This window comes from Mumia sp. zg.B17 (genome assembly GCF_019550915.1).
In the GTDB taxonomy this organism is placed as follows: domain Bacteria; phylum Actinomycetota; class Actinomycetes; order Propionibacteriales; family Nocardioidaceae; genus Mumia.
In genome coordinates, this window is sequence record NZ_JAHWCI010000008.1 from 254,206 (window position 1) to 267,072 (window position 12,867).

Consider the following 12,867-nt stretch of genomic DNA (forward strand, 5'->3'; position numbering starts at 1 on the left):
CGACGGTCAGCGCCTCACCTTCGCGGTTCGCGTGGACCAGACCGACGTCGACTTGTAGCCGGAGCGCTTCACAGTGACCTTCACCCGCAGCCTCTTGCCACGGTCAGCCTTCTTGAGCTTGTAGACCCGCTTCGCACCGGCCTTGCCCTTGATGGCCTTCGCACCCCGGTACCAGCGGTATGTGACCTTCGTCGGACGTGGCGACCACGTGCCCGCGGTGACCGACACCTTCTTGCCGACCTTCGCCTTGCCCTTGACCCGCGGCTTCTTCGTGACCACGAACGTCTTCGGCTTCGGCGGCGCCGGCTTCGCCACCGCCGGTGGGTTCAGCGACGCGGGCGACCAGTGCGGCTGGGATCCACCCACGATCAGGAGTGACGGCTGCGGCGTGTCGCACGAGCTCAGACCTCGCTTGACCCAGATGCCGTCCGGCTCCTCCCACGCGAGGCCCTGGCTGTCCGGGCTGAAGGTCGGACCGGCGAACCCCGCAGCCTCGTTCGTGTTGCACAGCGCGGTCGGCGGCGCCGGAGGCGTTCCCGTCCTCGCGTTCCCTCGGACGGTGTACCAGGCGATCTGCGTCGAGTCGCCGTACCCGCGGACGGCCGCGAGGTACTTGCCGTCTCGGCTCAGCTCCGAGTCCCCGAGATCCGTCGAGGCGGCGAACACGTCGTCGTCGTTGAACCACAGCTTCGGGGTCGTCGTGAGGTCGTGCAGCATGACGTGAGAGCCGTAGCCGCCGCCCTGCAGCGTGCGGGTGCCGCTCACCCAGGACGGGTTCCGGAAGTACGTGCTCCGCCCGGCCGACTGATACCTGCCGGCCGCGGTGTAGCCGGTCGCCGAGCGGATCCCGCAGCTCACCCCGACCGGACACTGGTACGCCGACACCGACCAGGCGATCGTGCTGCCGTCGGGAGAGATGACGCTGTCGGGGACGCCGTCGACAGGGCTTCCCGCCGACCCGGGGAGCGGGGGCGGGTCGATCCGGTTGAGGACGACGCCGTTCTGGCGCATCCGAACGATCGCGTAGCCCTTCGACACAGCGACGATGCCGGCGTCGGACATCGACGGGGACGAGTACGGCGAGCCGGCGGTGCCGTCCGTGGTCACCCGGTGGTGGCGCCGACCGTCGGCGGTGGAGATCCAGACGTTGTGCGCCTTGATGTAGACGAGCGTGCCGGTCGCGCCGACGGCGGCCGGGGCGACAGCGGACTGGTTCACTGCGGGCGTCGCCGAGGCCGAGGCAGGTGTTGCGGTTAACGCGCCGGCCGCCAACGCCAGGGCCGCGATCGTCGTCAGGGCACGCATCGTTGTTCCTCCAGGTGTGGTTGTGGGTCGGGTCCCACGATGACCCGCCGCCCACCACCGCCACATCGTCCGGTCGGAGTAGCCCTCTCCTCCTGCCGGACGGTTCAGAGGTCCGCGCGGGGCTCCAAGAATCCTGATTCGTAGGCGAGCACCACCGCCTGGACGCGGTCTCGCAGCCCTGTCTTGGCGAGGATCCGGGCGACGTGCGACTTCACCGTCAGCTCGCTCACCGTGAGCGCCACGGCGATCTCGGCGTTCGTCAGCCCGCGCGACATCAGCCCGAACACCTCGAGCTCACGCTCGGTCAGGTCGTCCAACGGGCTCGGCGTGCCGGTCGGGCGCGCCGTGCGCATGAACCGGCCGACGAGGCGGCGGGTGATCTCGCTGTCGAGCGACAGTGCGCCGGCATGGGCCTGACGTACGGCAGCGACGAGTTCCGCGCGCCCGGCAGTCTTGAGGAGGTAGCCGACTGCCCCGGCACCGAGGGCCGCCCCGACATGCTCGTCGAGGTCGAACGTCGTGAGCATGACGACCTTCGTCCGCGGGTTGGCGCGCGCTGTCAGTGTGACCCCCTCGATGCCTCCCGTGCCGGGCATCTCCACGTCCATCAGGACCACGTCCGCGTCGAGCTCGCGCGAGGCCCGCGCTGCCTCGTGCCCGTCGCCCACCTCGGCGACGACCTCGATGCCAGGCTCCACCGACAAGATCGCGGCGAGACCCGAGCGCACGACCTCGTGGTCGTCGGCGAGCACGACACGGATCACCGGCCGATCTCCTCAGGCGTCGGTCGGACGACCGCGTGCGGCGTCGCAGGCTCACCCAGGGCCTGCGCGTGTATCGGGATCCGTGCACGCACCGAGAAGCCGGTGCCGGCGGGTGCGGCCCACAGCCGCCCACCAGCCCGTTCGACGAGCTCGGCCTGCGTCAGCAGCCCGAATCCCGTTCCTGGCGGCTCGCTGCGAGGCCGGTGTCCCCCGTCGTCGACGACGGTGACGCACACCTCACCGCCGATGCGACGCACCCGCAGCGAGACGCGGGCACCAGGGGCGTGCTTGGCGGCGTTGGCGAGCGCCTCGGCGACGACGTGGCGGGCTGCGGTCGTCGCCGCACGCTCGGCGACGGGCACCTCGATCCGGGCCTCGACCTGCAGCCCGAGGGCGTCCGCGTCGGCGAGGAGGCGGTCCCAGGGATCACCCTCGCCCGGCCCCTCGTCGTACAGCACCCGGCACAGCCGCTCGAGCTCGACGTCGGCCCGCGAGGCCGCATCCATGACCACATCCATCGACCGCTGCGCGCGGGCGGGGTCGGTCTCGGCGAGGGCCACGGCTGCTTCGGCGTGGACGGCGACGACGCCGATCATCCGGCTCACGTCGTCGTGAAGGTCACGGGCCAGGCCGCGCCCGACTGCGACGAGCATCGGCTCGGCCTGTCCCCACACCGCTTCCTCGTACGCCCGTGCCGTCGACGTCGCGTGGTCTCTGTCCTGCACCACGTGGTGCCACACGAACGACGCGACCGCCACGAACGCGACGAGCGACCCCGTGACGAGGGGGTAGAGCGAGTCCGGATGCGTGGGCGCGAGCACGACGGTCACGCCCAGGAGCGCGCACGCCGCCCACGTCCGACGGTCCTCCGCGGCCACGGCGGACCAGGCGAGCAGCCCCAGGGTGGTCAGCGTGGCGAGGCCGAGCACGAGCTCCGTCCCGGCCACCGCGGCGACGACGAAGGGGACAGTCGCCCCCAGGCACGCACGGCCGGGCGAGACGCTCCGCCACGGCAGCGCGACGACGCAGACGAGTCCGAGCCACGCCATCAGCCCGGCGTCGGGGATGACGCGTCCGACGATGACGGTGTCCATCGCGGCGACGGCTGCCACCGCAAGCGTCAGCGCGATGTCGGCTCGCAGTCGTGCTCGCCCGTGCCGCCCACGATCGCCCGTCGGATCGGCGCCCGCGGGGGTGGCGGGTTCGGGCGACCGGAGGGAGACGAGCAGCGTACGGAGGTCCCCGATCGTGGACTGAGCGAGCCCGTGCACGCTCCGCAGGGCGGCGACGTCGACCCGTCCCCCGGTGGCAAGCACGATCTCCCTGATCGCGGCGACGGATCCGCACAGTGTCGCCAGGACGTCGAGCTCCATCCGGCGCCGTTCTGCCGCGACCACCAGCGACACCCAGGTCTCCATGTCGCCGGCCCGCCATGCGCGCGACCGCGAGCGCGCCTCGTCGACCGTGCGGTCGGCGTGCCGCAAGGCGACGCCGAGGCCCCAGACGACGAGTTGGACCGCCATCCCGATCACGTGACCGGCGAGCGGCATCTCGCTCGCCGCGATCGCCACCAGGAAGCACCCGATGACCGGCAGGCCCTCCCGGACCGTGGTCAGGCGGCCAAGAAGGAACGTGACGGTGATCCCGGCGAGGAGGACGGCAGGGTTGTCGGGCGGGATGCCCATCACGACGACGGCGACCTCGGCCAGCAGCACGATGAGCGCGCCGGGCACGACTCGTCGCACGCCCACGTACGAGCCCACAGCGACCAGCGGGACGATCACCGCCTGCTCGAGCGGGCCACCCCAGAGCCATCCAACGGCCCACATCGCGCAGACGACCGGCAACCACGCACGCCAGAAGGGCACGACCGCCGTACGCATGCCTGGGATCGTAGGAGAGTCCGAGGGCCACGACAGCGGAACGTGCAAACGTCTTCTCGGGGGTTTCGACTGGCTTCGAGCGTTCCGTCCCGCGAGGCTAGGCGCATGCCGGTCCACGTCCTCTCCGCACGGCCCCGAAGCGGACTCGTCTCGCTACCGTGGCGCGAACCGCTGATCGACTGGCCGGAAGACCTCGATGTGTCCCTGCCGCGCGGCATCCACCGCCACGTCGTGCGCTTCGTCCGTGTCGACGGCGCCGTGCTCGTCGTGAAGGAGACGACCGAGCACTACGCGCGCCGCGAGTACGGGCTGCTCCGTCACCTCGTACGCCTCGACCTCCCGACGGTGGAGCCGGTCGCGGTGGTGACCGGACGCACGGCCAGGGACGGTTCGCCGCTGGGGGCGGCGCTGGTGACGGCGCACCTCCCGCACTCCCTCCCGTACCGCTCGCTGTTCGAGCACCCGTTGTCCGAGAACACGCTCGACGCCGTCATCGACGCGCTGGTCGTCCTGCTCGTACGTCTGCACGTGGACGGGTTCTTCTGGGGGGACTGCTCGTTGTCCAACACGCTGTTCCGCCGCAGCGCCGGCGAGTTCGCGGCGTACCTCGTCGACGCCGAGACCGGCGCGTTGCACGACACCCTGTCCGACGGGCAGCGCGGCGAGGACCTCGACCTGGTCCGTACGAACACCTTCGGAGAGCTGCTCGACCTCCAGGCCGGCGGGCTGCTCGACCCCAGCGTCGACCCGCACGCACTGGTCGACCACATCGTCGAACGGTACGGGGAGCTCTGGGAGGCGCTGACCGGCGTGGAGGAGTTCGGCCTCGACGACATGTGGCGCATCGAGCAGCGCATCGAGCAGCTCAACCAGCTCGGATTCGACGTCGACGAGCTCGACATCGTCACCGACTGGGACGGTGACAGCGTCCGCATCCAACCCAAGGTCGTCGAGCCCGACCACCACGCCCGACGACTGCAGGGCTTGACCGGTCTCGACCTCGAGGAGGCGCAGGCCCGGCGCCTGCTCAACGACCTCGACGCCTTCACCGGTGCGCACCAGCTTCAGCAGGAGGACGCGATGGTCGTCGCGCACCGCTGGCTCACCGAGGTGTGGGAGCCGCTCACGCGGATGATCCCCGACGAGTACCGCGACGTCGTCGAGCCGGCGGAGTTCTTCCACGACGTGCTGGTCCACCGGTGGCACCTCTCGCAGCAGGCGGGGAACGAGGTCGAGATCTTCGAGGCCGCGGAGGACTACGTAGGCACCCAGCTCGCGGGCCAGGCAGCCACCATCCGCGCCGCGTCGGGAGGCGCCACCTCCCCGTGACGTCGCGCGGGGACGCCGACGCATACGTCGCCCGACGGCGGGTACCTGTGCGGCCGTCCCCCCGTCATGAAGGAGCAGCGATGACACGTCCCGACAGCCCTGACCGAGAGAGCCACCGCCCCACGGTCGACGACGTCGACCCGTCGGTCCTCGCGGTGAACTCCACCCCCGACACCGTCCGTACGCACGGCAACATGGACGAGACCGAGGTCGTCCAGCGCGGTGACGGAGCGGTCGGCCCTGTCGACGAGCTCGCCGACGTCCCCGAGGACGCCGAGCCGACCGACGTCACCCCTGCGGGTGAGGTCGACCCGGAGAACCTCTCCGGAGACGTCGACCCCGACACGGGCGATCAGCCCACCGCCTGAGCGGCAGCACGGCCGGCCGTACGCCCGGAGAAGAGGCACCCTCCGAGGAAGGTGCCCTCGAGCGCGCGGTAGCCGTGCACGCCACCTCCGCCGAACCCGGCGACCTCGCCGGCGGCGTACAGGCCCTCCAACACGGAGCCGTCCTCACGCAGGACGCGCGCCTCGAGGTCGGTCTCCAGACCGCCCAGCGTCTTGCGCGTGATGACCCGCAGCCGGACCGCGATCAGCGGTCCGGCTGCGGGGTCGAGGATGCGGTGCGGCGCCGCCGTACGGATCAGCCTGTCGCCGCGGTACGCCCGAGCTCCGCGCAGCGCGACGACCTGCATGTCCTTGCCGAACGGGTTGTCGATCTCGCGGTCGCGCGCCTCGATCTGCCGCCGCATCGCCGCCGGCTCGAGCAACGGCTCGGGCGTCAACTTGTTCATCCCGTCGACGAGGTCCTCGAGCGTGTCGGCGACGACGAAGTCCTCGCCCCGCTGCTTGAACGCCTCCACCGGCGCAGGAGCGCCGGGCCGCACCCGTGACAGCACCGCACGGACGTCGCGTCCGGTGAGGTCGGGGTTCTGCTCCGACCCCGACAGCGCGAACTCCTTCTCGATGATCTTCTGCGTCAGCACGAACCAGCTGTGGTCGTAGCCGGTGGTCCGCAGGTGCTCCAGCGTGCCCAGGGTGTCGAACCCCGGATAGAGAGGCACAGGGAGGCGGTTGCCGCGCGCGTCGAACCACAGCGACGACGGGCCGGGCAGGATGCGGATGCCGTGACCGGGCCAGATCGGGTCCCAGTTCTTGATGCCCTCGACGTAGTGCCAGCCGCGGTCGGGGTTGATCATGTGCGCGCCGGACTCGATCGCGATCTGCTGCATGCGCCCGTCGACGTAGGCGGGGACACCGGTGAGCATGTCCTCCGGCGGGTTGCCCAGCCGTTCGGTCGGCCACGTCCTGCGGACCAGCTCGTGGTTGCCGCCGATCCCGCCGGAGGTCACCACCACGGCCTGGGCGGACAGTGCGAAGTCACCGTCCACGGTGCGGTTGCTGGCCACGCCACGAGGGGCTCCGTCGGGAGCGAGGACGGCACCGGTGATCCCGGTGACGGCACCGTCGGTGATGGTCAGACCGTCGACGCGGTGACGGAACCGGAAGGTGACGAGACCCTTGGCCACTCCGTCCCGAACCCGTCGCTCGAACGGCTCCACCACTCCAGGACCGGTGCCCCAGGTGATGTGGAAGCGCGGCACCGAGTTGCCGGGGCCCACCGCGCCATAGCCACCTCGCTCCGCCCAGCCGACGACGGGGAAGATCTTGAGGCCCTGCGCGCGAAGCCACGCCCGCTTCTCGCCCGCGGCGAAGTCGACGTACGCCTCCGCCCACCGTCGCGGCCAGGTGTCCTCGGGCCGGTCGAAGCCGGCGTTGCCCATCCAGTCCTGGAGCGCCAGCTCGTGAGAGTCCTTGATGCCCATGCGGCGCTGCTCAGGGGTGTCGACGAAGAAGAGTCCGCCAAACGACCAGAACGCCTGGCCGCCGAGGTTGGCCTCGGACTCTTGGTCGACGAGGATCACCCGCTTCCCCGCGTCGACCAGCTCCGCGGTGGCGGCGAGCCCGGCCAGACCCGCCCCGACGACGATCACATCAGCATCCATGCTGCTCATCGTACGGTCGAGATATGGGTCGGCGGGACGTCGCTGACGATCACGCGACCGCCGCTAGCGACCGCTCAGGCGCGACCGTCGGTGGCGACCAGCTTGGGTCGCCGGTCCTGGTCGGGATCGAGCACGGCCGCCATCCGGTGGTAGGTCGCTCCTTCGCGGTGCCGCGACTGACGGTCCAGGGTCAGACCGAGCGCCACGTGCGCCCATCCGCTCGCGGGCTCGAGCTCGATGAGGCGACGGAACGCGTCCTCGGCCGGCCGGAGCAGCGCCGCGGCGAAGTAGGCACGCCCCAACAGCTCCCAGGCGGCCGCGCTGTCGGGGGCTTCGTCGACGACACCGGTCAGCATCTTGATCGCTTCGCGCGGATGGCGGTTGGCCACCATCTCCTCCGCGTGGCGGAAGCGGTCGTACAGCGGCATCTCGGCGATCATCGCATCGTTGAAGATCGGCTTGATGGTCAGGGGACGGAAGTCCTCGGTCATGCTGGCGCACCTCCTCGAGGCGTCGGTGTCACCCCTCCCAACGGCGCGACACGCGGCGTCATTCCCGAGGCTACGCCGAGCTCCTGGTCCCTCAGGTGATGTCGCGCCGGAGCGTCGTCCATCGACCGATCGCGGCGAGCACGACGCCGTACGCGAGGAACACCAGAGCGCCCGCCCAGCGGTCGAGCAGCTCCGACATGCCCAACGACGCGTAGGTGCTCGCTCCCACCAAGGCCTCCGACGCCGCGCCCGGGAGGAACTTCGCCACACCCTCGAGCGCGTCGACAGCACTGAACCCGACGCGGAGGATCGGCTCTACGAACTGGGTGAACGCGAGCACGACCACGATGGCCGCGACCTGGTTGGTGATGAGGCTCCCGACCCCGACGCCGACGAACGCCCAGATCGCCAGCGCCACGACCGACAGGGCGATCGGAGCGAGGACGTCTCCCTCCGTCAGGAACGCGCCGTCACCGCGCAGGGAGAGGATCGGCGCGCCGCCCGCCACGCTGGCCGCCGTGCCGACCACACCGAACGCGAGTCCGATGACGGCGGCCGACACGAGCTTGGCGCCGAGGAAGACACCGCGGCGAGGATCGCCGAGCAGCGATGGCGTGATCGTCTGGTAGCGGAACTCCGACGTCATCGACATGGCCCCGGCGAGCAGGGGGAAGACGTATCCGAGCCCGTTGCCGAGCGTATAGACGGTCAGCGCCGCGTCCACACCCCCGACAGGCGCCGTCCCTCCTGTCGGCGCGAGCGTGAGCGAGAACGCCATCACCACCGCGAGGAAGGCCATGTAGGCGGCCATGATCACGAGCAGCACCCACCAGAGGCGGGTGGTCGTCCACTTCCGGAGCTCGGAGGTGAGCGCGGCCCTCATGCGGCCACCTCCGCAGCCGCGGGAGCGCCGGCCGAGGTGGGCGTGCCGTCCTGGCCGGTGAGCGACAGGAACACGTCCTCCAGCTCGACCTCGCGCTGTGTCAGCGTGTGCAGCTCGACGCTGGCGCCGAACGCGGCCGCACCGACCTCCGCCGCGCTCACCTGGGAGACGTCGAAGCCGCGAACGCCTTCGCGTGACGCCGGGGCGTACGACCACCCTCGGTCGTCGAGGACCGCACGCAGCGCCTCGGCATCAGGGGAGACGACCTCGACGTGCCGCACCGCCATCGCCGCCAGCTCGGCCAGCGGGGAGGCGTGCACGAGCCTGCCCTGCGCGATGATCACCACGTCGTCGACGGTCTGCTGGACCTCCGACAGCACGTGGCTCGAGACGAGAACCGTACGGCCCTCTCCGGCGAAGAACCGCAACAGCTCGCGGAGCCACCGGATGCCGCCGGGGTCGAGGCCGTTGGCCGGCTCGTCGAGGATGAGAACGGGCGGGTCACCCAGCAGCGTGGTCGCGAGCGCGAGCCGCTGGCGCATGCCGAGGGAGAACCCGCCGACGCGGCGGTCGGCCGCGTCCGCGAGGCCGACCATGGCGAGCAGCTCGCGGCACCGGGCGTCGGACACACCCATCGACGGTGCGAACACCCGCAGGTGGTCGAGCGCCGTCCGGCCCGGATGGAAGCTCGCGGCCTCCAGCGCGGCCCCGACAACCCGGCCGGGACGCTCGAGGTCGGCGTAGCGCCGACCGTCGATCGTCGCGCTTCCGGACGTGGGCGCCACGAGGCCGAGGAGCATCCGCAGCGTGGTGGTCTTGCCGGCTCCGTTGGGTCCGAGGAACCCGGTGACCGCGCCTGGCCGGACCTCGAAGGTGAGGTCGTCCACGGCGCGAACGGTGCCGAAGGTCTTGGTGAGACGGTCGACGGAGATCATCGCCGACCACGGTATCCGACGTCGGTGGTCGGCCGACCACCCCCTCGGGGTCTAGGCTCGCCGGTCATGAGCCAACCGGTCGATCGCCCCCAAGCGAGCCCTACGAAGCCGATCCCCACCTCCGACTCACGTTCCTACGACGCCGACCCCTACGGCCCGTCCTCCTCCGGATCCTCGTCCACCGACGGGGACGACACCCCCCGCCGCGGCGGTGCAGCCCGCCACGTCGTGAGCCTCCTGGCGGGACTCGTCCTGCCCCCGGTCGCGATCGTGGGCTTCGACTGGGCGTTCGGCCGCTACTGGTTCGATGCGACCAACTTCCGCTCCTTCAGCGACGGGGAGACGTGGCCGTTCGCGGTCGCGGCCGTCTCCGGCCTCCTCCTGCTCCTGACCGCCGCGGCGGGACGGCTGTCACCGGTCGGACCGATGATCGCCGCTGTCCTGTACGGCGCCGTCCCCGCCGCTGTGATCGTCCTGGCGCGCGAGGAGATCTTCCGTGCCGCCGCTGAGATCCGTGACTGGGACTGGCTCTATTCGCAGCCGCTGGTCAACCTGCCGCTCTACGGCTTCGTGCTCTTCCCCACGATCGCCGCACTGCTCCTGGGCACCGCGATCGCCTCTGCCGGTCGCCGGCGCTGACCGCCCGCACCACCCCGTACGCCCGACGCACGCGAGGCCCCGACCACCAGGTGGTCGGGGCCTCGCGTCGTGACGGCGGGTGTCGGGTCAGTCCTGGATGATCCAGGTGTCCTTGGCGCTGCCGCCCTGCGAGCTGTTGACGATGAGGCTGCCGGGGCCGGCGACGCGGGTCAGCGCGACCGGGACGGCCTTGACCTGACCCGGCTCGGTGCCGGTCACGTGCACGAACACGCGCAGATCGACGTGGCGCGGCTCCAGCCGGCCGTGGTCGAGCGTCGGGTGCGAGCTGAGCGCGACCGTCTCCTGCGCGACCCAGCCCTCGGTGTCACGGGCGATCTCCTTGCGCCGCCGCACGATCTCGCCCTGCGAGGCGAGCGGACCGACGAGCACGCCGTGACCGCCGTAGCCGTCGACGGGCTTGGTGACCAGCTCGTCGACCCGCTCGAGGACGATCTGCCGCTCGTCGTCGTCATCGGTGCGGTACGTCGGCACCGACTCGATGAGCGGACGCTCGTCGAGGTAGTAGCCGATGAGCTCGGGGACCACGCGGTAGGTCGCCTTGTCGTCGGCAACCCCGTTGCCCGGAGCGTTCGCGAGCACCACGGCTCCCGCCGCGGCCACGTCGATGATCTCGGCACCGAGCGCCCGACCGTCCTCCGTCGTCAATTCGCCGAGCTCCTCGTCCAGCCGGACGTAGATCCCGTCGACCGCGCGGTCACCGTCGACGAGGCGTACGCGGCCTTCACGGACCACGAGGTCCTCGCTCGTCGCCAGGACGAGACCGCCCTCCTTGGCGAGACGCTGGTGCTCGTACCACGAGACGCTGGACGGTCCGGTCGCGAGCAGGACGAGGGCGCCCTCGTCCCCCGCGCCGACACCGGCACGCTCGACGCAGGTCCGCAACGTCTGGCCGACCATCGGCAGCGACGCACGAGGATCGATGAGACCGGCCGGTCGCGGCATGTCCGGGACCACCGTGTCGAGCATCTCCCGCGCCGCGGCCGCATAGGCCAGGCCGCTGGGGTTGCGCAGGTTGTCCTCGAGCACCTGCCATTCGCCGCGGTCGTTGCGCACCAGGTCGAAGCCCATGATCGGCGCCCGCACCACCGCCTGCGGCAACCGGGTCCCGTCCTCGCGCCACCCCGGGCAGGAGTGGAGATCGGCTTCGGCCACGACGCCGTGAGCGAGCGCCCGACCCGGGCCGTACACGTCCTGGAGGAACATCTCCAGTGCGCGAGCGCGCTGCTCGAGGCCCTCGCTGAGCATCTCCCACTCGTGGGCGTTGATGATCCGCGGCACCAGGTCGACCTCGAACCGGTTGGTCTCGCCGTCGAGGACGACCGTGAGGCCCTCGTCGTCCGACCAGGTGTCGCGCTGGTGCTGGAGCTTCTCGAGGTCCTCGCGGCTCCGGTCGCGGATGTAGGCCATCACGTCGCTGTAGACGGGCCGCGGACGCGACCCGAGCCCGATCACCTCGTCACCGGCACGGGCCGGGTAGGACCGCAGTGCCGGAACCTCCGGCGGCAGCCCCGACGGCGGACCGTGCGTCTCGGCGACGACCTGGTCCATGACGTCGTCCAGCGACCCGCTCTCGGCGAAGGCGGCACGCTGACGGTCCGCCGAGGTGCCCTGCGCCAGGGTCCGCGCGGCGAGCTCGGAGACCTCGTCGTAGTCGCCGAGCTCCTCCAGCGCCGGGCGCAGTCGCTCGATCAGCGACCGGACCACGCCCGGGGCGGGGACCCGCTCGGCGTGCGTGCTCGGATCGAGCAGGCTGCCCGCCAGGCCCGCGCGGGCAGCCTGCCAGGTTGCCGCGCGCTGCAACGGCGCTGGCACCGGCGTGTACGGAACACCGTGCTCGATGTCGAGCTCGGCGGCCCGCACCATCGCGCGGAAGAGACCGGCGATCAAGATCGCGTCGTCCACCACCGGGCACGCGTCGGCCACCCGCAGCTCGAGCGTCGGCGCGTGCGACGACGGACGGACGTCGAAGTAGGCCATCTTGGCGTCGGCGATCACGCCGCTCGCGACCAGGTCGTCGAGGAGCGCCTCGTACTCCTTCGCCGACCCGAGCGGTGGCAGGGCCCCGGTGGTGGGCCAGCGCCCCCAGAGGATCGTGCGCATGCTCGCGTAGCCGGTGTCCTGCTCGTTCCAGTAGGGCGAGCTGGCCGAGAGCGCGAGCAGGGTCGGGAGGTCGCGGCCGATCCGCTGCGCGATGTCGATGGCGACGTCACGGTCGGAGACGCCGACGTGGATCTGCGTCCCGCAGATGAGCTGCTCGTTGACGAGCAACCGGTACTCCTGCTGCATCCGGCCGAACCGGCCGGTGGCGGTCAGCCCGAAGTCCTCGTCGTAGGAGGACCGCGGGGCCGTGCCGACGGCGGCGACGCCGATTCCCTCTGACTCGGCGACCGTGATCAGCTGCTTGCGCAAGGAGATGAGCTCCTCGCGAAGCCCGGCGAGACCCGTCACCACGTTGGTGTTGGTCTCGATCGTCGACCGCTGGAGCTCGGCCGAGAAGTTCTCACCCGGCAGCCGGGACAGCAGCCGCGGCGCGGATGGCGACAGCGTCCGGCTCTCGCGGTCGATCAGATGAAGCTCTTCTTCGGCCCCTAGTGTCAGCTCAGCAGTCATCC

Annotated in this window: 11 protein-coding genes; 3 read left to right on the forward strand and 8 right to left on the reverse strand. The window is 71.2% G+C overall.

Going from position 1 to position 12,867, the window contains the following annotated elements:
- Positions 1 to 6: 6 nt before the first annotated feature.
- The 3 genes from KV097_RS14485 to KV097_RS14495 form a co-directional block, all read right to left on the reverse strand.
- Positions 7 to 1,305 (reverse strand): hypothetical protein, encoded by a 1,299-nt coding sequence (locus KV097_RS14485; RefSeq protein ID WP_220366269.1) that lies wholly within the window; start codon positions 1,303 to 1,305, stop codon positions 7 to 9.
- Positions 1,306 to 1,409: 104 nt separating this feature from the next.
- Complete coding sequence (locus tag KV097_RS14490; protein ID WP_220346051.1) at positions 1,410 to 2,069, reverse strand: response regulator transcription factor; 660 nt, start codon at positions 2,067 to 2,069, stop codon at positions 1,410 to 1,412.
- On the reverse strand, positions 2,066 to 3,952 hold the full coding sequence (locus KV097_RS14495; protein WP_220366270.1) for a sensor histidine kinase: 1,887 nt from the start codon (positions 3,950 to 3,952) through the stop codon (positions 2,066 to 2,068). The genes KV097_RS14490 and KV097_RS14495 overlap by 4 nt, the downstream gene beginning before the upstream one ends.
- A 105-nt stretch (positions 3,953 to 4,057) precedes the next feature.
- Here KV097_RS14495 and KV097_RS14500 point away from each other — a divergent pair, with 105 nt between their 5' ends.
- Complete coding sequence (locus tag KV097_RS14500; protein WP_220366271.1) at positions 4,058 to 5,281, forward strand: DUF4032 domain-containing protein; 1,224 nt, start codon at positions 4,058 to 4,060, stop codon at positions 5,279 to 5,281.
- An 80-nt stretch (positions 5,282 to 5,361) separates the two neighbouring features.
- Positions 5,362 to 5,649 carry a hypothetical protein gene (locus KV097_RS14505; RefSeq protein WP_220366272.1) on the forward strand — a complete coding sequence of 96 codons (288 nt, stop codon included), beginning with the start codon at positions 5,362 to 5,364 and terminating at the stop codon, positions 5,647 to 5,649.
- On the opposite strand, the gene KV097_RS14510 is transcribed toward KV097_RS14505, so the two are convergent.
- From KV097_RS14510 to KV097_RS14525, 4 genes are all read right to left on the reverse strand, one after another.
- The gene (locus KV097_RS14510) at positions 5,634 to 7,286 is read right to left on the reverse strand and encodes an FAD-binding dehydrogenase (protein ID WP_220343382.1); all 1,653 of its coding nucleotides are present in this window, start codon (positions 7,284 to 7,286) and stop codon (positions 5,634 to 5,636) included. The two genes, KV097_RS14505 and KV097_RS14510, sit on opposite strands and share 16 nt — an antisense overlap.
- 74 nt (positions 7,287 to 7,360) lie before the next feature.
- On the reverse strand, positions 7,361 to 7,777 hold the full coding sequence (locus KV097_RS14515) for a tetratricopeptide repeat protein (RefSeq protein WP_220343381.1): 417 nt from the start codon (positions 7,775 to 7,777) through the stop codon (positions 7,361 to 7,363).
- A gap of 91 nt (positions 7,778 to 7,868) precedes the next feature.
- Positions 7,869 to 8,660, reverse strand: coding sequence for an ABC transporter permease (locus KV097_RS14520; RefSeq protein ID WP_220343380.1), 792 nt, complete (start codon positions 8,658 to 8,660; stop codon positions 7,869 to 7,871).
- Positions 8,657 to 9,595: an ABC transporter ATP-binding protein gene (locus KV097_RS14525; protein ID WP_220366273.1), complete on the reverse strand. Its 939-nt coding sequence runs from the start codon at positions 9,593 to 9,595 to the stop codon at positions 8,657 to 8,659. Before KV097_RS14525 ends, KV097_RS14520 begins: the two co-directional genes overlap by 4 nt.
- A 66-nt stretch (positions 9,596 to 9,661) precedes the next feature.
- On the opposite strand from KV097_RS14525, the gene KV097_RS14530 reads away from it, so the two are divergent.
- A complete protein-coding gene (locus tag KV097_RS14530; RefSeq protein WP_220366274.1) occupies positions 9,662 to 10,234 on the forward strand; it encodes a hypothetical protein in 573 nt (190 codons plus the stop codon).
- Positions 10,235 to 10,321: 87 nt separating this feature from the next.
- On the opposite strand, the gene KV097_RS14535 is transcribed toward KV097_RS14530, so the two are convergent.
- Positions 10,322 to 12,865 (reverse strand): carboxylate--amine ligase/circularly permuted type 2 ATP-grasp protein, encoded by a 2,544-nt coding sequence (locus tag KV097_RS14535; protein WP_220366275.1) that lies wholly within the window; start codon positions 12,863 to 12,865, stop codon positions 10,322 to 10,324.
- Between the last annotated feature and the right edge of the window lie 2 nt (positions 12,866 to 12,867).